This is a genomic window from Streptomyces kurssanovii, from assembly GCF_040677245.1.
Classification (GTDB): Bacteria; Actinomycetota; Actinomycetes; order Streptomycetales; family Streptomycetaceae; genus Streptomyces; species Streptomyces kurssanovii.
Map to the genome: position 1 here is coordinate 32,742 of NZ_JBFAQK010000039.1, position 21,310 is coordinate 54,051.

General features: G+C 71.8%; 18 protein-coding genes. 6 read left to right on the forward strand and 12 right to left on the reverse strand.

Annotated elements, in window-relative coordinates:
- Window positions 1-151: 151 nt before the first annotated feature.
- Together AB0K36_RS24080 and AB0K36_RS24085 are read right to left on the reverse strand one after the other, a co-directional pair.
- A complete protein-coding gene (locus AB0K36_RS24080; RefSeq protein ID WP_307706025.1) occupies window positions 152-406 on the reverse strand; it encodes a hypothetical protein in 255 nt (84 codons plus the stop codon).
- Window positions 403-795 (reverse strand): ArsR/SmtB family transcription factor, encoded by a 393-nt coding sequence (locus tag AB0K36_RS24085; RefSeq protein ID WP_364597933.1) that lies wholly within the window; start codon window positions 793-795, stop codon window positions 403-405. Before AB0K36_RS24085 ends, AB0K36_RS24080 begins: the two co-directional genes overlap by 4 nt.
- Window positions 796-1,020: 225 nt before the next feature.
- Between AB0K36_RS24085 and AB0K36_RS24090 the strand changes: the two genes are divergently transcribed.
- From AB0K36_RS24090 to AB0K36_RS24105, 4 genes are all read left to right on the forward strand, one after another.
- Entirely contained in the window at window positions 1,021-2,382 is a 1,362-nt protein-coding gene (locus AB0K36_RS24090) for a glutamine synthetase family protein (protein ID WP_053557377.1), read from the forward strand.
- Window positions 2,383-2,625: 243 nt separating this feature from the next.
- Window positions 2,626-3,180, forward strand: a complete 555-nt coding sequence (locus AB0K36_RS24095; RefSeq protein WP_364597936.1) for a hypothetical protein — start codon at window positions 2,626-2,628, stop codon at window positions 3,178-3,180.
- Between the two features lie 61 nt (window positions 3,181-3,241).
- Entirely contained in the window at window positions 3,242-3,742 is a 501-nt protein-coding gene (locus AB0K36_RS24100; RefSeq protein WP_364597939.1) for a hypothetical protein, read from the forward strand.
- Window positions 3,743-3,845: 103 nt separating this feature from the next.
- Window positions 3,846-4,052 carry an antitoxin gene (locus AB0K36_RS24105; RefSeq protein ID WP_364597941.1) on the forward strand — a complete coding sequence of 69 codons (207 nt, stop codon included), beginning with the start codon at window positions 3,846-3,848 and terminating at the stop codon, window positions 4,050-4,052.
- Between the two features lie 68 nt (window positions 4,053-4,120).
- On the opposite strand, the gene AB0K36_RS24110 is transcribed toward AB0K36_RS24105, so the two are convergent.
- Both AB0K36_RS24110 and AB0K36_RS24115 read right to left on the reverse strand, forming a co-directional pair.
- Window positions 4,121-4,798 (reverse strand): class I SAM-dependent DNA methyltransferase, encoded by a 678-nt coding sequence (locus AB0K36_RS24110; protein ID WP_364597944.1) that lies wholly within the window; start codon window positions 4,796-4,798, stop codon window positions 4,121-4,123.
- 112 nt (window positions 4,799-4,910) lie between these two features.
- The gene (locus AB0K36_RS24115; RefSeq protein WP_364597946.1) at window positions 4,911-5,342 is read right to left on the reverse strand and encodes a VOC family protein; all 432 of its coding nucleotides are present in this window, start codon (window positions 5,340-5,342) and stop codon (window positions 4,911-4,913) included.
- Between the two features lie 332 nt (window positions 5,343-5,674).
- On the opposite strand from AB0K36_RS24115, the gene AB0K36_RS24120 reads away from it, so the two are divergent.
- A complete protein-coding gene (locus tag AB0K36_RS24120; protein WP_364597949.1) occupies window positions 5,675-8,662 on the forward strand; it encodes a bifunctional [glutamine synthetase] adenylyltransferase/[glutamine synthetase]-adenylyl-L-tyrosine phosphorylase in 2,988 nt (995 codons plus the stop codon).
- Between the two features lie 413 nt (window positions 8,663-9,075).
- Here AB0K36_RS24120 and AB0K36_RS24125 read toward each other — a convergent pair whose 3' ends face one another.
- From AB0K36_RS24125 to AB0K36_RS24155, 7 genes are all read right to left on the reverse strand, one after another.
- Window positions 9,076-9,969 (reverse strand): phosphatase PAP2 family protein, encoded by an 894-nt coding sequence (locus AB0K36_RS24125; RefSeq protein ID WP_364597952.1) that lies wholly within the window; start codon window positions 9,967-9,969, stop codon window positions 9,076-9,078.
- A gap of 74 nt (window positions 9,970-10,043) precedes the next feature.
- Entirely contained in the window at window positions 10,044-11,123 is a 1,080-nt protein-coding gene (locus AB0K36_RS24130) for a LacI family DNA-binding transcriptional regulator (RefSeq protein WP_364597955.1), read from the reverse strand.
- A gap of 78 nt (window positions 11,124-11,201) precedes the next feature.
- A complete protein-coding gene (locus AB0K36_RS24135; protein WP_364597958.1) occupies window positions 11,202-11,771 on the reverse strand; it encodes a GNAT family N-acetyltransferase in 570 nt (189 codons plus the stop codon).
- A 29-nt stretch (window positions 11,772-11,800) separates the two neighbouring features.
- Window positions 11,801-12,541, reverse strand: coding sequence for a TetR/AcrR family transcriptional regulator (locus AB0K36_RS24140; RefSeq protein ID WP_364597961.1), 741 nt, complete (start codon window positions 12,539-12,541; stop codon window positions 11,801-11,803).
- A 154-nt stretch (window positions 12,542-12,695) separates the two neighbouring features.
- Window positions 12,696-14,696 carry a hypothetical protein gene (locus AB0K36_RS24145; protein ID WP_435877925.1) on the reverse strand — a complete coding sequence of 667 codons (2,001 nt, stop codon included), beginning with the start codon at window positions 14,694-14,696 and terminating at the stop codon, window positions 12,696-12,698.
- Between the two features lie 71 nt (window positions 14,697-14,767).
- The gene (locus AB0K36_RS24150; protein ID WP_364597967.1) at window positions 14,768-15,568 is read right to left on the reverse strand and encodes a tyrosine-protein phosphatase; all 801 of its coding nucleotides are present in this window, start codon (window positions 15,566-15,568) and stop codon (window positions 14,768-14,770) included.
- Window positions 15,569-15,594: 26 nt separating this feature from the next.
- Window positions 15,595-18,732: an alpha-N-acetylglucosaminidase gene (locus AB0K36_RS24155; protein WP_364597970.1), complete on the reverse strand. Its 3,138-nt coding sequence runs from the start codon at window positions 18,730-18,732 to the stop codon at window positions 15,595-15,597.
- Between the two features lie 102 nt (window positions 18,733-18,834).
- Here AB0K36_RS24155 and AB0K36_RS24160 point away from each other — a divergent pair, with 102 nt between their 5' ends.
- Complete coding sequence (locus tag AB0K36_RS24160; protein ID WP_364597973.1) at window positions 18,835-19,407, forward strand: hypothetical protein; 573 nt, start codon at window positions 18,835-18,837, stop codon at window positions 19,405-19,407.
- A 174-nt stretch (window positions 19,408-19,581) separates the two neighbouring features.
- Here the strand turns inward: AB0K36_RS24160 and AB0K36_RS24165 are convergent, their stop codons facing one another.
- Window positions 19,582-21,168, reverse strand: coding sequence for a DUF1996 domain-containing protein (locus AB0K36_RS24165; RefSeq protein WP_364597976.1), 1,587 nt, complete (start codon window positions 21,166-21,168; stop codon window positions 19,582-19,584).
- Between the last annotated feature and the right edge of the window lie 142 nt (window positions 21,169-21,310).

Genomic DNA, 21,310 nt, shown 5'->3' on the forward strand with positions numbered 1-21,310 from the left:
GTGGAGTGCGGGCGCACGGAGCCCGCGCCGCGGCGTGACGGGTTCGCATACCTGCCGTGGCGTGGGGGAAGTGCCTGGTACTTGTGCTTCACGGGTACGGCCGGGAGTTGCAGCTCCTGGCCGTACCGACTTCGGACGGGTCCTCGCGGCCCTACTCGATCTCGCGCATCATCTTCTCCATCGAGGAGAGCGAGACACGGGTCTGCGTCAGCTCGTCGAGCGTGCGCCGGTGCAGTTCGGTGCTGTCCTCCAGCAACTGCGCGTACTTCTCCGCGAGTTTGCGGTACTCGGTGTTTTGGGTCGCCAGCACGCGGGCCCGCCAGGTCGCGGCGACCTGCCAGACGATGACGATGCACAGCAGGAACACCCCGGCGGCACCGACCGCTCCCACGACGTCGCCGTTCATTTCGCCGTCTCCTTCATCGTGTTCTTCTCCGTGTCCTTGCCCTTGTCGTCCTTGCCCTCGTCCGTGAGCGTGCGCGCGGCTCTCGCGACGACCTCGGGGGTCAGCGCGTAGCAGAACGGCGTCAGCTCGAAGAACTTCATCGCCTTGCCTCCCTCGGACAGCTCGAGCTCACCCCGGACCAGCCCCGCCGCCTCCAGGCGCTGCAGATGCATGTGCAGCAGAGGGCGTCCGATGGCCAGCTCACGGGCGAGCCGGCTCACGTAGTCGCGGCCGTCCGAGAGGGCGGCGACGATGCGCATCCGGTGCGGATTGCCCAGGGCGGTGAGGACCTTCAGCAGCGCGTCGCCCGTGAGCTCCGGTCCCTGTGCCGGGGCCGGGTTCTCGCTCATCGCGCCCCCTTCGCCTCGTATCTGTAGGTCCACGCTGACACGCCCGCGGAACACGTGTCAAAGAAACCTGACACATGTCGGGGAGGAGTGAGGGGGGCCTCAGGGTCGTCTCGGGGTGGGCCCTGACCCACAATGGGCACAGCCGCGTGCGCAACCTCCCCGAAACCCGCGGATGGGATGCTCCAGGGAGCAGGCACGCGCCGTGACGGGCAAGGATGGGTGGAAATGGACAAGCAGCAGGAATTCGTGCTCCGCACGCTCGAGGAGCGCGACATCCGCTTCGTACGCCTGTGGTTCACCGATGTTCTCGGCTTCCTGAAGTCGGTCGCCGTGGCACCCGCCGAGCTGGAACAGGCCTTCGACGAGGGGATCGGCTTCGACGGCTCCGCGATCGAGGGCTTCGCCCGGGTGTACGAGTCCGACATGATCGCGAAGCCGGATCCCGGGACCTTCCAGATCCTGCCCTGGCGCGCGGAGGCGCCGGGCACGGCCCGGATGTTCTGCGACATCCTGATGCCCGACGGCTCGCCGTCCTTCGCGGACCCCCGCTTCGTGCTCAAGCGGATCCTCGCCAAGACCTCGGACCTGGGCTTCACCTTCTACACCCACCCCGAGATCGAGTTCTTCCTGCTCAAGGACAAGCCCGTCGACGGCAGCCGCCCCACGCCCGCCGACAGCTCCGGCTACTTCGACCACACCCCGCAGAACGTCGGCATGGACTTCCGCCGCCAGGCGATCACCATGCTGGAGTCCATGGGCATCTCGGTGGAGTTCAGCCACCACGAGGGCGCGCCGGGCCAGCAGGAGATCGACCTGCGCTACGCGGACGCGCTGTCCACGGCGGACAACATCATGACGTTCCGCCTGGTCATGAAGCAGGTGGCGCTCGAGCAGGGCGTGCAGGCCACGTTCATGCCGAAGCCGTTCTCGGAGTACCCGGGCTCCGGCATGCACACCCACCTCTCGCTCTTCGAGGGCGACCGCAACGCCTTCTACGAGTCCGGTGCCGAGTACCAGCTCTCCAAGGTGGGCCGCTCCTTCATCGCCGGCCTGCTGAAGCACGCCGCGGAGATCTCGGCCGTCACCAACCAGTGGGTCAACTCCTACAAGCGGATCTGGGGCGGCTCCGCCCGCAGCGCCGGCGCGGGCGGCGAGGCCCCCTCGTACATCTGCTGGGGCCACAACAACCGCTCTGCGCTGATCCGCGTCCCGATGTACAAGCCGGGCAAGACCGGCTCCGCCCGCATCGAGGTCCGCTCCCTGGACTCCGGCGCGAACCCGTACCTCTCCTACGCCGTCCTGCTCGCCGCCGGCCTCAAGGGCATCGAGGAGGGTTACGAGCTCCCCGCGGGCGCGGACGACGACGTGTGGGCCCTCTCCGACGCCGAACGCCGCGCGATGGGCATCGCCCCGCTCCCGCAGAACCTGGGCGAGGCGATCGACCTGATGGAACGCAGCGAGCTGGTGGCGGAGACGCTGGGCGAGCACGTCTTCGACTTCTTCCTCCGCAACAAGAAGCAGGAGTGGGAGGAGTACCGCTCCGAGGTCACCGCCTTCGAGCTGCGCAAGTCGCTGCCGGTGCTGTAACCGCAGGCGGCGCTCGCGGTTCGAGCCTTGGCGCATCGTCGGGCCGGCGGTCGTGGACCGTCGGCCCGACGGCGTGTCCGCCGGTGATCCGCCGGGCGCTTCCGGGGCGGCCGACGTGGTCCCGGAGGCACCCGTCGCGGGTGGGGAACGGGGCCGACTTAAAGAGCCTCTGTGTCCGTTTATGTCCCCATTCCAGGGGGAGTTCCTAGTTGTACGATCCGATGCCTCGCCGGGGGTGAGCGGATGTCCACAGGAACCCTTCTCGCGATCATCATCCCGGTTGTCGTGGTCGTGGCCGCGCTGGCCGCACTCGGTGGGTACACCGTGCGTCGGCGCCGTCTCCGGGAGCGGTTCGGCCCCGAGTACGAGCGGACCGTCGAGGACGCGGGCAGCCGTAGCGCCGCCGACCGCGAACTGAGCGCCCGGGAGAAGCGGCACGACGCCCTGGACATCAGGCCGCTGTCTTCTTCCACCCGTGACCGCTATGCCCACGACTGGCAGAAGGTCCAAGGCGAATTCGTGGACCACCCCGAGGACGCCGTCCAGGAGGCCGACCTCCTGGTGACCTCGCTCATGCGCGAACGCGGCTACCCCACCGACAACCTCACGCAGAAACTGCAGGACCTGTCCGTCGAGCACGGCAGAACCGTGGAGCACTACCGGGCTGCCCACGACGTCAACGAACGGAGCCGCCGGCACACGGCGAGCACCGAGCAGCTGCGTGGCGCGATGGTGCACTACCGCGCCTTGTTCGACGAACTGCTCTCGGACGGTGGGCCCCGCCAGGCCCGCACCTGAGCGCCTTGCGTAACTGACTCTTCGACCCGCATCCGACTCTTCGACCAAGGACTGAGGAGAGATGGAACGCGAACAGACACCGGCCCCGCCGGAGAGGGGACTGTCCACAGAAGACCTCGCGGCACCGCCGGAGAGGGACGTGGGCCGCCCGCCCGAGGCGCAGCCGACGGGCTTCCCGGGCGAAGCCTCCGAGGTGCCACCGGAGGCCGACGCCGTGCCGACGGCGGCCACGGCCGTCCCGGAGGAGCCCGAACCACAGCCGGACACTCCGGACACGTCCACACAGGAAGAGGTCCCGCGACTGCTGACCTCGGAGGAGGAGGACGGATTCCGCACACGCTGGCAGGAGATTCAGAACCGGTTCGTCGACGACCCGCGTGAGGCCGTCCACGACGCCGACGGCCTGGTGGCGGATGTCATGCAGACCCTGGCCGCCACTTTCTCCCGGCACAAGCAGGACCTGGAGGGGCAGTGGAGCCAGGGCGAGGAGGCCGACACGGAGGACCTGCGCATGGCCCTGCGGAAATACCGTTCGTTCTTCAACCGCCTGCTGTCGAGCTGACCGCCCAGGCCCTGGCTGCTCCGACCACCCTTGCGGATGCGAAACGCGCCCGGTGCGGTGACCCTGGAGTCACGGGGGACCCTGCGTCGAGGAGGAAAACCCCATGTCCATGATGGACAAGCTCAAGAACATGCTCAAAGGTCATCCCGACCAGACGGACCGGGGCATCGAGAAGGCCGGCGACTACGTGGACGGCAGGACCCAGGGCAAGCACAGCCGCCACGTCGACACGGCACAGGACAAGCTGAGGGACCAGTACGGATCCGGCGGCGCCGGTGGAACGGAAGGCCGCGACGAGCCGCGTCAGTGACCTCACCCGCGTGAACGTACCGGCCCGGGCCGGTGGGGCAGCGCCCACCGGCCCGGGCCGCCCCGCGTCTACGCCCCGGCCTCCCCGACGGGTTTGCGGGCCAACAGATGCGCCTGGGGCGTCTTCTCGTCCGGCTCCGCCTCACGCACCATGGTCGCCCGCACGTCGAAGCCCACCTTCCGCAACTGCTCCGTGACCAGATCCGGCCGCATCCGGCGGAAGTCGAGCGACACGCTGTGACCGAAGGCCTCCGTGTAGCTCGAGACGTCCTCACCGACCTGGAACGCCACAGCCAGGTGCCCGCCGGGCGCCAGGAGCCGGTAGAACTCCGCGAGCACGCCCGGAACCTCGGGGGCCGGTATGTGGATCAGCGAGTACCAGGCGACGATCCCGCGCAGCGACCCGTCCGCGAAGCCGCCGAGCTCCGTCATCGACCCCTCGTCGAACCGCAGCCCGGGAAACGTGCGCCGGGCGAGCGCGACCATGGAGGGGGACAGGTCGACGCCCCTGATGTCCGTCCCGAGCCGGTCGAGATACGCCGTCACCCGCCCCGGCCCGGACCCGAACTCCACGACGGGGCCGCCCCCGTCCTGCGCCACGGTCCGGGCGAAAGCGGTCAGCATGGCCAGCGTGAGGGGCTTGCCCTCCGGCTCGTTCTTGAACGTCTCCGCGTAGTCGGCGGCGATGGCGTTGTACGAGTCGCGGGTGTCCCGCAGGAACGAAGGTTCTTCGTGTGACGTCGTCATACGGCATCGAACCACGGCCCGGCCGGCGTACGCGACGGACGCGGCCCGGGGCCGGCACATCGCGACGGACGGGCCGGGCCGCCCCGCCCGTCGCGATGTGCCGGAGATGCTGTCAGCGCTGCGACAGCGGTGCCGGCGCCTCCTGGACGCACCAGCTGTTGCCGTCCGGGTCCTTGAAGAACATGAACGAGTTCCACTCCTCGCCCGTGCCCTCCTCCCAGCCCTTCGCGCCGACGTGCTGGATCGACGTCACCGGGACCCCGCGCGACATCAGCTCGGAGTGGGCCTTCGCGATGTCCGTGACGCACAGCTGGAGGCCGTGGAGCGTACCGGGGGACATCGTGGGCTGGTCGGGATGCGGGGGCATGCCGCTCAGCAGGGCGATGGAGCAGCGCGACCCCGGCGGGGTGAGCTGGATGATCCGCATGCCGGGGGCGACCTCGGAGTCCAGGTCGACCTTGAAGCCGCAGGCTTCCGCGTAGAAGGTCTTCGAGCGGTCCAGGTCCGTGACCGGGACGGGGACGACTTCCAGGGTCATTTCCACGGGTGGATTCCTTTCAACTGGGCGACGTCGGTGGTGAATCGCCCGCGAGTCTGTCCGAACAAGGCGCCCTTCGCCGAACCGCGGGCCCCTTCGTGGCGCAACCGGAACACCCGCGTGACGGGTCAGCAGATGTGTAGACCGCGACCGTCGTCCCTACTCATCGGCCGCCGGGAGCGTCCCCCCGCCGCACCGCCGCACCGCCGCACCGCCGCACCGCCGCACCGAACAGGCCTACAGGACGGATGCCGGAACCGCGTGGTCCGCCGGGCCCCCCGCGCGCCCCTGCGGTTACGCTCGAGCGCACACGGCGGCACGGCAGGACGGAGACCGGGATGACGGTTCCGGGGCGCAGGAGCAGCACCTTCACCCGGCTGCTGAGGCACGGCTTCACCGACCCCTCCGCGGCCGCACGCCTCCTCGAGCTCCCCGACATGGCGTCGGTACGCAGCGATCCCGTGCTCCTCGACGCCCTCGGCGCCACCGCCGACCCCGATCTGGCCCTGCGCTCCCTCGTCCGCCTCGCCGAAGCGCACGAACCGGACGAACGGCGCCGGTTCCTGGACAACCTGATCACCGCCAAGCCGCTGCGTGACCGGCTGCTCGGCGTCCTCGGGGCGTCCGAGGCGCTCGGCGACCACCTGGCCCGCCACCCCCGCGACTGGCACGCACTCGCCACCTACGAGTCGGCCGATCTGCACCCCGGTGTCGCCGACTTCGCACGCGGACTCGCCGACGCCACCGACCCCGTGTCTCTGCGCGTCTCCTACCGCCGCTGCCTGCTGGCCATAGCCGCCCGCGACGTGTGCGGCACCACCGACGTGGCGGAGGCCGCCGCCGAACTCGCCGACCTCGCCACCGCCACCCTGCGCGCCGCCCTCGGCATCGCCCAGGCCGCCGCACCCGACGACGCGGCGGCCTGCCGGCTCGCCGTCATCGCCATGGGCAAGTGCGGCGGCCACGAGCTCAACTACGTCTCCGACGTCGACGTCATCTTCGTCGCCGAGCCCACCAACGGCACGGAAGAGGCCAAGGCGCTCCAGGCCGCGACCCGGCTCGCCTCCCACCTCATGCGGATCTGCTCGGAGACCACCGTCGAAGGCACCATCTGGCCCGTCGACGCCAACCTGCGGCCCGAGGGACGCAACGGCCCCCTGGTCCGCACCCTCTCCAGCCACGTCGCCTACTACCAGCGCTGGGCGAAGACCTGGGAGTTCCAGGCGCTCCTCAAGGCCCGGCCGGTCGCCGGCGACCAGGCGCTGGGCGAGGCGTACACGGAGGCGGTCGGCCCGCTGGTCTGGCAGGCCGCCGAACGCGAGAACTTCGTCCCCGACGTCCAGAAGATGCGCCGCCGCGTCGTCGACAACATCCCCGCCGCCGAGATCGAGCGCGAACTCAAACTCGGCCCCGGCGGCCTGCGCGACGTCGAATTCGCCGTACAGCTCCTGCAACTCGTCCACGGCCGCAGCGACGCCACCCTGCACAGCGGCACCACGCTCGAAGCCCTCCAGGCCCTCGCCGCCGGCGGGTACGTCGGCCGGGCCGACGCCGCCCAGCTCGACGAGGCGTACCGCTTCCTGCGCGCCATGGAACACCGCATCCAGCTCCACAAGCTGCGACGCACCCACCTCGTGCCCGAGCAGGAGGCCGATCTGCGGCGCCTCGCCCGCTCCCTCGGGCTGCGCACCGACCCCGTCACCACCCTCAACCGTGAGTGGAAACGCCACGCGTCCGTCGTACGCCGGCTGCACGAGAAGATCTTCTACCGGCCGCTGCTCGACGCCGTCGCCCAGCTCACCCCCGGCGAGACCCGCCTCAGCCCCAAGGCCGCCGGCCAGCGCCTCGAAGCCCTCGGATACGCCGACCCCGCCGCCGCGATGCGCCACCTCGAGGCGCTCGCCTCCGGAGTGAGCCGCAAGGCGGCCATCCAGCGCACTCTGCTGCCCGTACTGCTCGGCTGGTTCGCCGACTCCGCCGACCCCGACGCCGGACTGCTCGGCTTCCGCAAGGTCTCCGACGCGCTCGGCAAGACCCCCTGGTACCTGCGGCTGCTGCGCGACGAAGGCGCCGCCGCGGAAAACCTCGCCCGCGTCCTGTCCGCCGGCCGCCTCGCGCCCGACCTGCTGCTGCGCGCCCCGGAGGCCGTCGCCATCCTGGGCGACCCCGAAGGCCTGCGGCCACGCGGCCGCGACCACCTCGAACAGGAGATCCTCGCCGCCGTCGGCCGCGCGGACACCGCGGAGGCGGCCGTCGCCGCGGCCCGAGGGGTGCGCCGCCGCGAACTGTTCCGCACCGCGGCTGCCGACATCATCGGCTCCTACGGCACCGAGGAGAACCCCGCGGAGGCCGACGCGGGCACGCTCGTCGACCAGGTCGGCGACGCGATCACCGAACTGACCGCCGCCACCGTCGCGGGCGCGCTGCGCGCCGCCGTACGCGACACCTGGGGCGACACCCTGCCCACCCGCTTCGCCGTCATCGGGGTGGGCCGCTTCGGCGGCCACGAGCTCGGCTACGGCTCCGACGCGGACGTGCTCTTCGTCCACCGGCCCCGCGACGGCGTCGACGAGCAGGAAGCCGCACGGGCCGCCAACGCCGTCGTCTCCGAGATGCGCCGGCTGCTGCAACTGCCGACCGCGGACCCGCCGCTGCTGATCGACGCCGACCTGCGGCCCGAGGGAAAGAGCGGACCCCTCGTGCGCACGCTCGGCTCCTACGGGGCCTACTACCGCCGCTGGTCCCTCGTCTGGGAGAGCCAGGCCCTCCTGCGGGCCAGGCCCATGGCCGGCGACACCGAGCTCGCCGAGGCGTTCATCGAACTCGTCGACCCACTGCGCTACCCCCGCGAAGGCCTCGACGACGAAGCGGTGCGCGAGATCCGCCGGCTCAAGGCGCGCATGGAGTCCGAACGCCTGCCGAGGGGCGCCGATCCGACCCTGCACACCAAGCTGGGCAGAGGCGGGCTGAGCGACGTCGAATGGACGGTCCAGCTGCTGCAGATGCGGCACGGCTGGGAGGTTCCCGGCCTGCGCACCACCCGCACCCGCGAGGCCCTGCGGGCTGCCCACGCCGCCGGCCTCGTCTCCGCGGACGACGCCCGCACCCTGGACGAGGCCTGGGTCCTCGCGACCCGCGTCCGCAACGGCGTCATGCTCGTCCGCGGCCGCGCGGGCGACACGTTCCCGTCCGACGCACGCGAGCTGGCGGCGGTGGGGCGGTACCTGGGATACGGACCGGGGCACGTGGGAGACATGCTGGACGACTACCGGCGGGTGACGCGGAGGGCGCGGGGCGTGATGGAGGCGGCCTTCTACGACGCGTAGCCCTGGGGCGGGCGGCGGGGGGTGACCGCTGCGCGGGGCCGTTTCCCCTACCCGCCCCTTCCCGAACCGGGGCAGGCCCCGGGCCCCGCACCGCCCTGCGGGCGGGGTACCGCGCTCCGCGCGGTGTTTCGGGGGCTCCGCCCCCGGGCCCTCGCGCCTCAATCGCCGGCGGGGCTGGAGTCGCCCGGCAACGCCGGAGTACGTCCGCCGGCGGGGCTGATTTCGCGGAGCGAAATCAAGCCCGCCCGGCGATTGAGGGCACCGCGCGGAGCGCGGTACGCCGCCCGCAGGGCGGTGCGGGATCCGCACCGGGGTCCGGGCCTGCCCGCCACGCGGCGGAGCCGCACGTCGGTACAGCGGGAAGGGGCGGGGAGGGGAAACGCCCGCCGCAGGCGACGCGCGCGCCCGCGGGGTCAGGTGCGGGCCGCGGGGAGGAAGCGGCGGACGCCGCCCGCCCCCGGGTCGCGGGGCAGTTCGACGACCTGCTGCGGAAGCCGGTGCGGCAGCGCCCTGTACCACGCGTACGACACCGCGAAGCCGAACATCAGGCACAGCACGCCGCCCACCGCGTCCAGCCAGAAGTGGTTCGCCGTGGCGACGATGACGACCAGCGTCATGGTCGGGTAGAGCACACCGAGGATCTTCGCCCACGGCGCCGTCGCCAGCGCGAAGATGATGACGCCTGACCACACCGACCAGCCGATGTGCATGGACGGCATCGCCGCGTACTGGTTCGACATGTTCTTGAGGTTGCCGGAGGCCATCGAGCCCCAGGTGTCGTGGACCAGGACGGTGTCGATGAAGTTCTGGCCGTTCATCAACCGGGGCGGTGCGAGCGGGTACAGGTAGTAACCGACCAGGGCCACACCTGTGGTGGCGAAAAGGACGAGCCGTGCGGCACCGTAACGGCCCGGATGCACACGGTAGAGCCAGACGAGCACACCGATGGTGACGACGAAGTGCAGGGTGGCGTAGTAGTAATTCATCGACACGATGAGCCATGTCACCGAGTTGACCGCGTGGTTGACGGACTCCTCGACCGCTATGCCCAGGGTCTGTTCCAGTTGCCAGATCCAGTCCGCGTTACGCATGGCCTGGCTCTTCTGCTCGGGCACGGCGTTGCGGATCAGTGAGTACGTCCAGTAACTCACCGCGATCAGCATGACTTCGAACCAGATGCTGGGGCGTGCGGGCGTCCGGGGCGGCCGCGGCCGGGAACGGACAGGCGACTCGGCGGCCTCGTCCTCCACGATGGGTGACGGGGTCGCCGCCCGGCCTTCCAGAGTCTTCACGGTCGCTTCACCCATGAGAGAGGAGTCTGCCAGATGTAAGCCGCTCTCCGATCATCCCTCCGACGGGTTCACGGCGCATACTGTCCGACTCACGGACGAGGGGTTTCCCCGGGTCGGCCTCCGGGGGCCGAGGCCGTTGAACCGCGAACCACCAGCTCCGGCATGAAGACGAATTCGCTGTGCACCGGAGCCCTGGGGCGGTCGGGCGCGGAAGCCGAGTGACTGTCCCCCGTCTCCTCCAGGAGAGCCCGCACCGAGGCCTGCCCCATCGCCTGCACCGGCTTGCGGACGGTGGTCAGCGGAGGGTCGGTGAAGGCGATCAGGGGCGAGTCGTCGAATCCCACGACGGAGATGTCGTCGGGCACTTCGAGGCCCCGGTGCCGAGCGGCCCGTATCGCGCCGAGCGCCATCATGTCGCTGGCGCAGACGACGGCCGTGCAGCCCCGGTCCATCAGCGTCGCGGCAGCGGCCTGGCCGCCCTCCAGCGTGTACAGGGAGTGCTCGATCAGTTCCGCCGACGATTCGGGTGGGATGCCCAGTTGTTCCTGGAGTGCGAGCCGGAAGCCCTCGATCTTGCGGAGCACGGGCACGAACCGCCGGGGGCCGACCGCGAGGCCGATCCTGGTGTGACCGAGCGAGGCGAGATGGGTCACGGCGAGCCGCATCGCGCCGCGGTCGTCGGCCGAGATGAACGGGGCGCGGACGCCGGGCGCGAAACCGTCGACGAGGACGAAGGGGACGCCCTTGGCGCGGAGCCGGTCGTAGCGGTCCATGTCGGCGGTGGTGTCGGCGTGCAGCCCGGAGACGAAGATGATCCCGGAGACGCCGCGCTCGACCAGCATCTCGGTGAGCTCGTCCTCCGTCGAGCCGCCCGGGGTCTGGGTGGCCAGCACCGGCGTGTACCCCTGCCGGGTCAGGGCCTGGCCGACGACCTGGGCGAGGGCGGGGAAGATCGGGTTGTCGAGGCCGGGCGTGATCAGCCCCACCAGGCCGGCGCTGCGCAGACGCAGGCGTACGGGCCGCTCGTAACCGAGCACGTCGAGGGCGGCGAGCACCGACTGGCGGGTGGTCGCGGCGACGCCGGGCCTTCCGTTGAGAACCCGGCTCACCGTCGCTTCGCTGACCCCCGCCTGGGTCGCGATGTCGGCCAGGCGTGCGGGTGCGGTCACGGACCGGACTTTACCGTCCGGATCTGCGGTTTCCCACCGGGCCTCGGCCTCGCGGTGCCCGCGCCCGACGGCCTCGGCTCAGCGGGCCTGTTCCCATGCGGCTCCGGCCGGGCCGGAGTTGACGGTTGTCGCCGCCGGGCCGAGCCGCTTCTCCAGCAGCAGGACGCCGTAACTGCTGCCGTCAGCGGCCCGCTTGGCCGGTTCCTCGCCCACCACCTTGTAGCCGGCGGCCTCGTAGTACGTCCGCAGGCGCGGGTTGCGGCTGAGGCAGTCCAGCCGGGCCAGTTGTCGCCCGGCCGCGGCGATGCGGCGCTCGGCGTGGGCGAGCATCGCCCGCCCCGAGCCGGCCGGTGCGTGGGTGCGGGCGGTCATCAGGCGGTGCACGTATCCGGCGACGGGCGGCCGGACCCCCCAGGCCGGCACGTCGTCCCACCACATCTCGTAAGCTCCGGCGATCCGGCCGCCGGACTCCAGCAGCCACACCTCGCCCTCGGCGATCCGGTGGCGGAAGTGGCCCGCGTCCTTGTCGCCGGGCTTCCACTGGTCGATGCCGTGGCGCAGCATCCAGTGCGCGGCGTCGTCGTGGAGGGCGACGAGAGCGGTGGTGTCGGAGACGGTGGCGAGCCGGAAGGCGGAATCGGTGGTCACGGGCACGATGATGCCGGACGCCGATGGCGCTACCGCAGGCGCTGGGCGGGTACTTGGGCGGCCGGCGCGGTGCCCTTGATCGCGGGGAGCAGGGCCGCCAGCCGGCCCACCAGGTCGCCGAACGGGCCGTCCATCGGCTCGTCCGCGAGGATGCGGACGAGCAGGTCGGCCATCTCCTCGTCGTAGGCGGCGCTCACCGCGGCCAGCGCCGCGAAGTCGTGGACCAGTTGCAGTTCGAGCTCGGCGCGCGGTACGCGCCGCCCGTCGAGCCAGATCAGCGCCGTGGACTCGGCGAGCGACACCCAGGAGCGCACGACCAGCTCCAGGCGCGCGGACGGACGGTCGACACCGAGATGCTTGAGGATCTGGTCGCGCGCGGCCTGCCGCACCGCGTCGATCATCGCGTTGGCCGTGGACGAGCCGACGGCGGGCCCGCCGCGCATCAACGCGGAGAAACCGGGGCCGTGTTCGTCGACGAAGTCGAAGAACCGGCCCATGACGCGCAGCAGCCGCGCGCCGAGCGGTCCCTCCGGGGGTTCCAGGAAGCGGGCGGCGAGCTCGTCGGCGGCCCGGCGCAACGCCGCCTCGTACAGGCTCTGTTTGCCGGGGAAGTAGTGGTACACGAGCGGACGGGAGATGCCCGCGGCCGCCGCGATCTCGTCGATCGAGACATCGTCGGGCGAGCGGTGGCTGAACAGCTCCAGCGCCACACCGATCAGCTGCTGTCTGCGCTCCTCGACGCCCATCCTGCGCCGCACCCCGGTCGTCATGCGGACACCCTACCCACTGGCGCGCGGGTGCCCGGGTGAGGACCGCCCGCCGAGGACAGCGGCGGGGACGCCGGTGACCAGCGCGTCCACGGAGGCCGGGTGATGCGGGCGGACCGTGCGGGGCGGGTGGAGCGGGTGATGCGGCCGGACCGGCTCAGCGCAGCGGCCGGACCGGAGTGCCGTCCGGCAGAAGGCCGTTCAGTTCCGGCCGTGAGCCCTCACGCGAGCGGACCGCCACCACATGTCCGGTGGACCCGCCCTCCACACCGCCGCCCGCGACGGTGACGGAGGCGAGCTGACTGCTTCCCGCCGCCAGCACGTACCACTGTCCGGCCCGCGACTGCCACAGCACACCGGCCAGCACCCGCGGTTCGCGCACCCCGCACGCGGGCGAGTCCTCCGCCCGCGCCACCACCGTCCCCGCCGCGCCCGGGTGCTCGGCGGGCGCCTGGAACTGGGCCATGACACGGCTGCCGGTGCCCCGCCAGGTCTCCGCCCGCGTACACACCCACCCCGCCGTGCCGTTCGCCTCCGGCAGGCGCTGCCGGGCGTACTGCCAGGAGTTGACGCTGCGCACGCCGTGCGCCCGCACACCGGGCAGCAGGCAGGCCGTGCGCGCCCACGACGCGCGCGCCGCCGTGCCCGTCACGTCCTCCGCCGCCCCGGGCGGGCCGTACGTGAGCTGCGCGGGGGTCAGTTCGCCGAGGTCCGTGACCAGCGTGAGGGAGCCGCCACCGGCCAGTTCCAGGCCCTGCCACGACCGGCAGGCCCGTTGCTGCACGGGACTCGGCAGCCGCTCGGTGAGACCGTTCGCGTCCCGTCGCACCGGACGCGGCCGCCCGGCGGGGTCGAGCAGGTCCCGAGCCGACACGTCCCGTACCCAAGGCGCCGTGAGGTAGCGGACGCTGTCCCGCGAACGCCCGGCGACCAGCGCGCTGGAGCCGGCGGCGTCGGCCCCGTCCGTACGGGCGAAGTCCAGCGACGCGTTCCCGGCCGCACCCGGCGCCCGGGTCGTCTCGGCGTAGCGGACGACGCGCAGCCCGTCGTGGAGGACGACGACACGCGCGGCGCCGACCTCGCCCGCGAACAGCAGTTGCGGTGGTCCCATCGGCGGCCCGGACGGTGTCCCCGGCGTCGAGGTGACCCTGACCGCCTCTCCGGGGGCCGACCAGGCGGTGAGTGCCCGGCGCAGCAGCACACGGTCCGCGGACAGGGACCCGCGGGCCGGCCACACGGAGAAGTCCCTGCGGGCCGACTCCCGCCAGGCCGTGGGCGCGGCCCGCACCAGCCGGTCCGGGTCCAGCGCCGCCTCCACGGCGGGGTTACGGGTGTACGGGACGTCCGCGGCGCCGTCGCCGCCGCCCGGCAGCAGGAGCAGCGTCCCGCACACCGCGAGGGCGGCGGCGGCCACCACGGCCGCCCTGGTGTGTCCGCGGCGGCGCATCAGGTCGGTGGGCCGCACCTGGAGGGAGCACGCGTCGAACTCGGACGAGCGGAGCAGTTCCGCGCCGCGACTGCCGTCCGCCACCCCGTCCGCCTCCGCGAGGGCGGAGCCCGGGTCGCCGGCTCCCGCCGCGGTCAGCACCTGGCGCACGTCAGGGTCGGACAGTTTCTCCAGGTGGCGCAGCACGTACGCGGCCCTGCCCGGCCCGGACAGCGCGGAGAGCCACTGGTCCAGGGCGAGTTCGTCGGCGCCCCCCGAGCGGGGGAAGACCCGCAGACCCCACACGTGCGGCAGCAGCGGCGGGAACTGGGCGCGCCGGGGAAGTGCCCGCCGCCGCAGCGGCCGCGACGCGTCCAGCGCCTGCCGCAGCACCCGGTCCCGTACGTACCTGTAGCCCGGGTCGCCGGCGCCTTCCGGGCGACGGGCCCGCGGCACGGCCGGGAGGGGCGGCACCGCGCCGGTGTCGCCGCGGGGGAGCGAACGCTGCACGAGCGCGTGGGCGGTCAGCACGCGGCGGCCCTGGCCGAGGGACGGCGGCAGCACCAGGTAGGCGATCCGTACCAGGCGGGGGTAGTGCTCGACGACGGCCGCCTCCGCCTGCCCGACCCCCACTGCCCCGGTCCCTGAGCCGGCCTCCGTCCCGGTCCCGGCGTCGGTGGGTACAAGGCCTGCGGTGGGGTCCGGGGAGGGAACGAGGTCGTGTGGGCGCACGTTCAGCAGAACGAGCGAATCGTCGTATGGTCACCGGGCGCGGCCCGACGCGACGCTCGGCGTCCGGCGGGTCAGGCGGGGACGACCAGTCGCCCACGGATGCGCTCCAGCGCGGCCTGCGTGACGCCGAGCCCCTCCCGTACGTACTTCTCCATGGAGCCGTAGCGCGCGTCGACCTCGTCCAGGGCGGCCGCCAGATAGTCCGGGACGACGCCGATGATCGACAGTGCCGTCTCCGGCTGCCCGCCCTGGAGGGTGTATCCCTCGACGAGCGGCGCGAACGCCTCGCGCACCGCCATGTTGACGGACATGTACTCGGCCTCCACCGTCTCCTGCGTGGCGCCGAGGAGCGTGAGCACGATCGTCGCCGCCCAGCCGGTGCGGTCCTTGCCGGCCGTGCAGTGGAACAGCAACGGGCCCGAATCGGGGTCCGCGACCTCGTTCAGGAACGCACGGTACGACGAACGGGCCGAGTCGGTCGTCACGAACCCGCGGTAGATGTCGCCGAACAGCTCCCGGACCCGGCCGCCGCCGAGTTCCTGCTCGGCGACGGCCGGATCGGTGAGCAGCCGCCGCAGCCGGGTCGCCGCCGGCATCCGGCCGGCGGCGACCTGGTCGGCCAGGACGTCGGCGAGCAGCAGCCGCCCGCCCTCCGGGAGCCGGTCGGGCCGGGCCTCACGCTCCGACCGGGTGCGGAAGTCGACGACGGTACGGATACCGAGCGCGGCGACGGCCGGGTCCGACGCGGCGTCCATCCGGTCCAGATGCCCGGAACGGAACAGCAGACCGCCGCGCACCGACCGGCCGCCGGGCAGAGGCGTGCCGCCCAGATCACGGAGGTTCGCGACGGTGGTGGAGGGGATCGCGTTCATGATGCGGAATGTAGGCCCACCGGACGTCAGCCGCCGGTCGCGACACCGCCGCCCGTCAAGGACCATCCGCTGAACCGCACCGTCCCGCGCGCACCGCTCCCGCCGTTCGTGGCGCTCATGAAGAACCCGGCGTCCTGCGTCGCCGCCGTGCCCGGCACCGACACGGTGGCGACCGGGCGCCAGGTGGTGCCGCCGTCGGTGGAGCACGCGCCGGTGAACGACGTCCCGGCGTTCTTCGTGAGCCGGAGCAGCACCGGCGCCCTGACCCCGGTGATCCGGCCGTAGTTGTCGAGCGTGCCGTCGCCGTTCGTGTCGTACGACAGCGCGACGCCCTGCCCCGGGGTCACCGCCAGGTTCAGGAAGCCCACGTCCCCCGGGGTCGCCAGCGAGTTGCGGACCATGATCCCGGCGCGTGCCCAGGTACCGGTGTTGTCCTGGGCGTCCACCCGCAGCACGATGCTCGCGCCCTCGGTGAACGCCCCGGGCAGGTAGGCGGTGCCGAACTGGGTGGTGCCGCGCCACAGGTCGTTGCCGGCCCCGTTGATCGCGAACCGGTCGCCGAGCTGGCCGAAGACGGCGCCGTTGGAGGTGAACGTGCGCCATGCCGGGTCCAGCGGCGCGGCGATGTACACGCTGCCCGGCTGGGTGGTGGTGACCCGGTCCTCGTCGAGCGGCCCGTACTGCGTCGTGAGGTCGTACGGCATGGGCCTCAACGGCTCCGTCAGCGGATCAGTGGGCGCCGTCACCCGCCAGGAGACCTCGCCGCTGCCCCCTGCCGGTACGCCCTCCAGAGCGCTCGGGCCCTCGGGGGCGGCGTCGAGCCCGGCGAGCGCGAAGTCGATCCGGCCCGTGCCGCTGAGCCCGTTGATGTTGCGGAAGACCGCCGTGACGGTGCCCGTGCTGCCCGGGGTGAACGCCGGCGGCTCCACCTCCACCGTCACGACCCCCTGGTACGGCGCGCGGGCCAGGGCGTCGAACACGCGAAGGGCCGTGCTGTAGGCGTCCCCGGTCGGCCGCACGGGATAGGTGCGGCGCTCCAGGGTCCACGCCTCCTCCTGGGGATACCAGTCGAAGGACTTCGGCGCCCTGCCCGCGGCCATCGCGTCGGCCTGCTCCGTCAGGAACGCCTCCCACTGCGGCACATGGACGTCGGCCATCAGCCCCTGCCAGTCCCGGTTGGCGTAGTTGCTGAGGCTGTTCGCGGTCGGACGGTCCGCCCAGGTGGTGATCAGGGTGCGCGCGGTGCGCTCCAGCTGCACCGCCTCCTCCGGGCTGGTCGCCAGCCGCTTCGCGTCCTCCAGCCACGGACCGAGCAGGAACTGGCGGTGGCAGCCGGCCATCGTGTCGCTGAGCCGCATCAGCTTCAGCCACAGGGTCGACACGGCACGGAAGGTGGCCACGTCCTTGTTCCGGTGCGCGGCCCGCAGCGCCAGCTGGAGCGTGCGGGAACGGTTGGCCAGCGCCTGGCGGGCCACGTCGGTCAGGTCGTTGCGGTACGCGTCCGAGTCACGCAGCGGCGGCCGCACGGCGAGCAGCGCGGCGAACGCCCGGTCGAAGCCCGCCGGGTCGAAGGCGGTGCCGATCGCCGTCGTCAGCGACGGCCGGCGCGAGAACAGCGAGTCGTACGGCCGTCCGTCCGTGCTCGTCAGCTTGTACGCCGTCGCGGCCAGCGCGGTGAACGCCTCCCGCGCCGAGCGGTCGACGCCGCCGTACCGGATCTGGGCGTACTCGGCGAACCACGCCTCCCGGTCGATCTTCTCCTCGCGCCAGGCCAGTTCGCTGAAGAGTTCCAGCGCCGCCGGGTCCCGCTCCGCCGCCTCCGGCATGTACGCGGTGCCCACCAGCGCACTGCCCGGCTTGTCGCGCCAGGCCGTGAACTTCTCCGTCCACCGGTCGGTGTTCGCGCCGATCGTCGTACGGCCGCCGAAGTTCGGGATCGTGCCGAAGGCGTACGGAGCCCCGCCCCAGTCCGCCTCCCGGTCGGTGACCGTGTCCAGGTCGGAGAGGCCGTCGACGATGAGGACGCGGGAGGTGTCGATCGAGTCGAGCAGCAACGGGCGCGGGTTGGTCTGCCAGCCGAGGATCACCCAGGTGGCACCGGGCCGGGCCGTCTGCAGGGAGGTCTCCACCGCGCGTGCGGCGTCCGGGACCGGCACGTCGCCCGCGGTGCCGCCCTCGTGCAGCAGGTCCATCTTGAAGTGCGACACCTCGCCGAACAGCTCGCCCTGGTGCCGGTAGAAGGCCGCGGCGACGTCGGAGAAAGCCTGCGTCCGCGGGTCCAGCCAGTCGGGCCGGCGCATTCCGCCGCCCCAGGTGCCCTGGGGGATCACACGCGCGTCACTGCCGGGGTTGTGGCCCGGGAAGTCGTCGGGCACGGTGCCGAAGTAGCCGGGCACCACCGGGTGCATGCCCAGCTCCCGCAGCCGGTCGGCGATCCGCCGGCCCAGCTCGGTGCGGCGCTCGATGAGGGCCGGAGACATCGGGCCGCCGTACTCGCTCATGTTCTGGAGCAGCCACCACGGCTGGTGCGAGGGCGCCGGCAGCCAGGTCCTGGCCTCCTCGTCCGAGTAGCCGAAGTCCATCAGCAGCCGGTGGTACACGGCCTCCTGCCCCGGCGTCACCAGGACCTCGTTGCAGCCGTGCAGGGCCAGGACGTCGATCAGCCGCTCCCAGCGCGGCCAGTCGGCGTAGGGGGCGGTGTAGCCGTCGTGCGTGTCGTTGTACGCGAACCGGTGCCGGACGGTGGCCCTCCGCTCGAGCGGACGACGGGGCGCGGGCAGCCGGCGGGGCAGGTCGAGCTGGGACCCGGACCACGAGATGTGCGCCCGGCAGACGTACTTGAGATACCAGTGCACACCGGTCAGCAGGACCGCCGGACCGGTGCCCGCGATCTCGATGCGGCCGGTCGAGCCGGTGACACGGAAGCGCTCGGGACCGGTCAGCGCCGTCAGCCGCAACTGGTCGGCGTGGTCGGGCAGCAGGCGGTGCAGCGCGGCTACGGCCGGGCCGGTGCGGAAAGCGTCCCCGGCGCCCGCGACCGGTGCCGCGGGCGGGGAGGCGGGACGGGGCAGGGCGGCGGCCGCGGGAGTGTGCGCGCCGAGCACCGCGCCGGCTCCCACAGCTCCGGCCGTGCCCAGCAGCGTACGTCTCGACAGCTCGTTCATCAGCGCTCCTCCGTGTTGCTGACGCGACAACAGGTGCGTGCGGAGCGCAGGTTACCTGCGGTTCTGCCGCGCGAAGAGGGGGCGGGAAGGCACCATGGCCGGATGCGGACGAGTACGAGCACCAGCACACGGCGGGCGGCCCGGGCAGGACTGGCAGTTGTCGTCCTGGCCCTGGCGGCGGCCTGCGGTTCCGGAGATGACGACGACGGGCGTGTCGGACCCGACAAGGGCGCGAAGGCGCCGAAGACGGCGACCGGCAGCCTGGAGGATCTCGCACGCCAGGCCGAATGCGAACCGAACATCCAGACGGACGCGGACGAACTGCGCCAGGCCAACTGCACGACGGCCGACGGCAAGTACATCCTCGCGACCTTCGCCACCGACCGCGGCCAGCGTGAGTGGATCAACGAGGCCAACGACTACGGCGGCACCTATCTGGTCGGGCGCAAGTGGGTCGCGGTCGGCGACGAGAAGGTCGTGGCGGCCCTGCGGGACCGGCTCGGCGGCACGGTCGAGACCGGCGCCCAGCACGGCTCGGGCCACGGCGGCGACGGCGGCGGCGACAGCGGTGACGTCGGCGGCCACGAAGGCCACGAGAGTCCCGACAGCGACGCGGAGAGCGGGGAGAACGGCGGGAGCGCCGGGGAGGGGCACGAAGGACACCAGGGGAGCTGACCGGCCGGCCCGTCGTCCCGGGCCGGTCCGGGTGCTGCGTGCCCGGACCGGCCCGGCAGAGGCCGTGCTGTGCCGTCCGCAGACGGAACGAGGCCGGGCCGGCCCGGGAATCTCCCGGACCGGCCCGGCCTTTGAGGTACCGGTGGTCACCGGCCCTCCGCCGTACCCGGTGGATCACTGACAACGGCGGCCGTCGTTGATGCAGTCCACCATCTCGTCCATCAGGTCCTCGTCGAAGACGTTGATGAAGTCACCGTGGTCGGTGATCGGCTTGTGCAGCTGCTCGGGGAACGAGTCGACCGCGAAGGCCGACGCGTTCTCGCCGTCGAAGACCGGCGGCGGCACGTCGTAGACGATCCGCTGCACCAGTTGCGGAATCGGCTGGAAACCGTCCTGGCACCTGCCGTCCTCGTCGGCGAAGTCCACATGGGTGCGGTGGTTCGCGCTGTCGGTGTTCTGACCGTCCCAGCAGCTCTGGAACTTGAAGCTGCGCACCACCTGGCTGCCCTCGGGGCAGATCGGGTACTTGTCCTTCAGCTGGCGGTCCTCGAATCCGGTGCAGCTCCACGAGGCATTGGCATTCGCGTCGCCGTTGGTGAACGACTTGGCGTCACCCGTGATGATCCGGAGGAATTTCGGCATCGCGGTGACCTTGCTCCGCGGATTGCCCTCGAACGTCAGCGTGACCTCCGTCGGTGTCTGGATCTCACCGACGTTCTGGTCGTTGCCGCCGCCGTCCTCGCCGGCGTCGAACTCGTTCTGGCCGTTCTGCACCCGCAGCACCGGCCAGTAATAGGTCGACTTGTCGCCCTGGTTGTTGCAGGTGGTGTCTCCGTTCGCGAAGTCGTCGTCGCTGGCGAAAGCGTCATTGGCCTGGTTGCCCACATAGTCGTGCATGTGGTGCGCGCCGTTGCTGACACCAGGGGCGGCGATCACATTGTCGGAATTGAACTTGCCGTTCTCGTTCACGCCGCAGTCGGTGGTGAAAGTGCCCCGGGAGGCACCGCGGCGCTGCTGCGGCTCCTGGACGTTCGGCTCGACGGACTGGATGTCGACGAAGTCGCCCTCTTCCGGGCCGTTGCCGGCCTGGCCGCCGTTGTCGTTGTTGCCGTCGTTCCCGCCGTTGTCCCCGTTGTCGCCGCCGTCGTTGTTGTCGCCGTCACCGTTGTCCTGGTCGCCGCCGTTCTGGCCGCCGTCCTGGTTCTGGTCGTCCTGGCCGCCGTCGCCGTCCTGGTTCTGGCCGTCCTGTCCGTCGTTCTGTCCGTCGTTCTGGTCACCGCCGTCGTTGTCGTCGCCGCGGAGGGTGCACGGAGCGGTCGACTCCAGACCCTGGGGGCGTTCGGCGGAGCGGTCGATCAGGGCGACGATGCGCTGGATGATCACCAGTCGCTCGTTCTTCAGCGGCGTCAGAATCTCGTTCTGCGCGAAGGTGCGGTCGCTCTGGACCCGCTCCTTGTTGTCGGCGAACCGCTGGTAGTAGTTGGTGATCTGGGTGTCCAGCGTGGCGAGTTCCCGGTCGACCGCGAAGCGCTGGTCGTCGGGGACCTGCTCGATGGAATTCACGACCTCCGGGCAGTCGATCGTGGAGACCGCCTGCCCGGCGCTCTGTGTTCTGGGCCCGGTGCGGTCATCGCCCCAGCCCTCGTGGGCGGAAGCGTAGAAATTGGCCGCGACGAGCCCGCCCCCACCCAGAATGAGGGCAGCCGTGGCGGCGATCGCCCGGTTTGCCAGCGTTGAGCGTTTTCTCGATGTGCGTCCCATGGAACTCCAATCCCGGGGGAGGGAAGTAGCGTCGTTCCATACGGAGACCGTCGACGGGGTGTTCAGTCCTGTGGGGAAATCGTAGAAGCCTCCAGCGTCAAATCGTTTGGACGTACCCGAAAAGGGGCACTGCCGAGCGCCT

Bases quoted from the DNA above. Each gene is read 5' to 3' on its own strand.
- AB0K36_RS24120 (WP_364597949.1), top strand. From the start codon at position 5,675: ATGACGGTTCCGGGGCGCAGGAGCAGCACCTTCACCCGGCTGCTGAGG.
- AB0K36_RS24100 (WP_364597939.1), top strand. From the start codon at position 3,242: ATGGAACGCGAACAGACACCGGCCCCGCCGGAGAGGGGACTGTCCACA.
- AB0K36_RS24140 (WP_364597961.1), bottom strand. From the start codon at position 12,541: ATGACGACCGGGGTGCGGCGCAGGATGGGCGTCGAGGAGCGCAGACAG.
- AB0K36_RS24085 (WP_364597933.1), bottom strand. From the start codon at position 795: ATGAGCGAGAACCCGGCCCCGGCACAGGGACCGGAGCTCACGGGCGAC.
- AB0K36_RS24080 (WP_307706025.1), bottom strand. From the start codon at position 406: ATGAACGGCGACGTCGTGGGAGCGGTCGGTGCCGCCGGGGTGTTCCTG.
- AB0K36_RS24125 (WP_364597952.1), bottom strand. From the start codon at position 9,969: ATGGGTGAAGCGACCGTGAAGACTCTGGAAGGCCGGGCGGCGACCCCG.
- AB0K36_RS24090 (WP_053557377.1), top strand. From the start codon at position 1,021: ATGGACAAGCAGCAGGAATTCGTGCTCCGCACGCTCGAGGAGCGCGAC.
- AB0K36_RS24150 (WP_364597967.1), bottom strand. From the start codon at position 15,568: ATGAACGCGATCCCCTCCACCACCGTCGCGAACCTCCGTGATCTGGGC.
- AB0K36_RS24155 (WP_364597970.1), bottom strand. From the start codon at position 18,732: ATGAACGAGCTGTCGAGACGTACGCTGCTGGGCACGGCCGGAGCTGTG.
- AB0K36_RS24105 (WP_364597941.1), top strand. From the start codon at position 3,846: ATGTCCATGATGGACAAGCTCAAGAACATGCTCAAAGGTCATCCCGAC.
- AB0K36_RS24095 (WP_364597936.1), top strand. From the start codon at position 2,626: ATGTCCACAGGAACCCTTCTCGCGATCATCATCCCGGTTGTCGTGGTC.
- AB0K36_RS24165 (WP_364597976.1), bottom strand. From the start codon at position 21,168: ATGGGACGCACATCGAGAAAACGCTCAACGCTGGCAAACCGGGCGATC.
- AB0K36_RS24110 (WP_364597944.1), bottom strand. From the start codon at position 4,798: ATGACGACGTCACACGAAGAACCTTCGTTCCTGCGGGACACCCGCGAC.
- AB0K36_RS24160 (WP_364597973.1), top strand. From the start codon at position 18,835: ATGCGGACGAGTACGAGCACCAGCACACGGCGGGCGGCCCGGGCAGGA.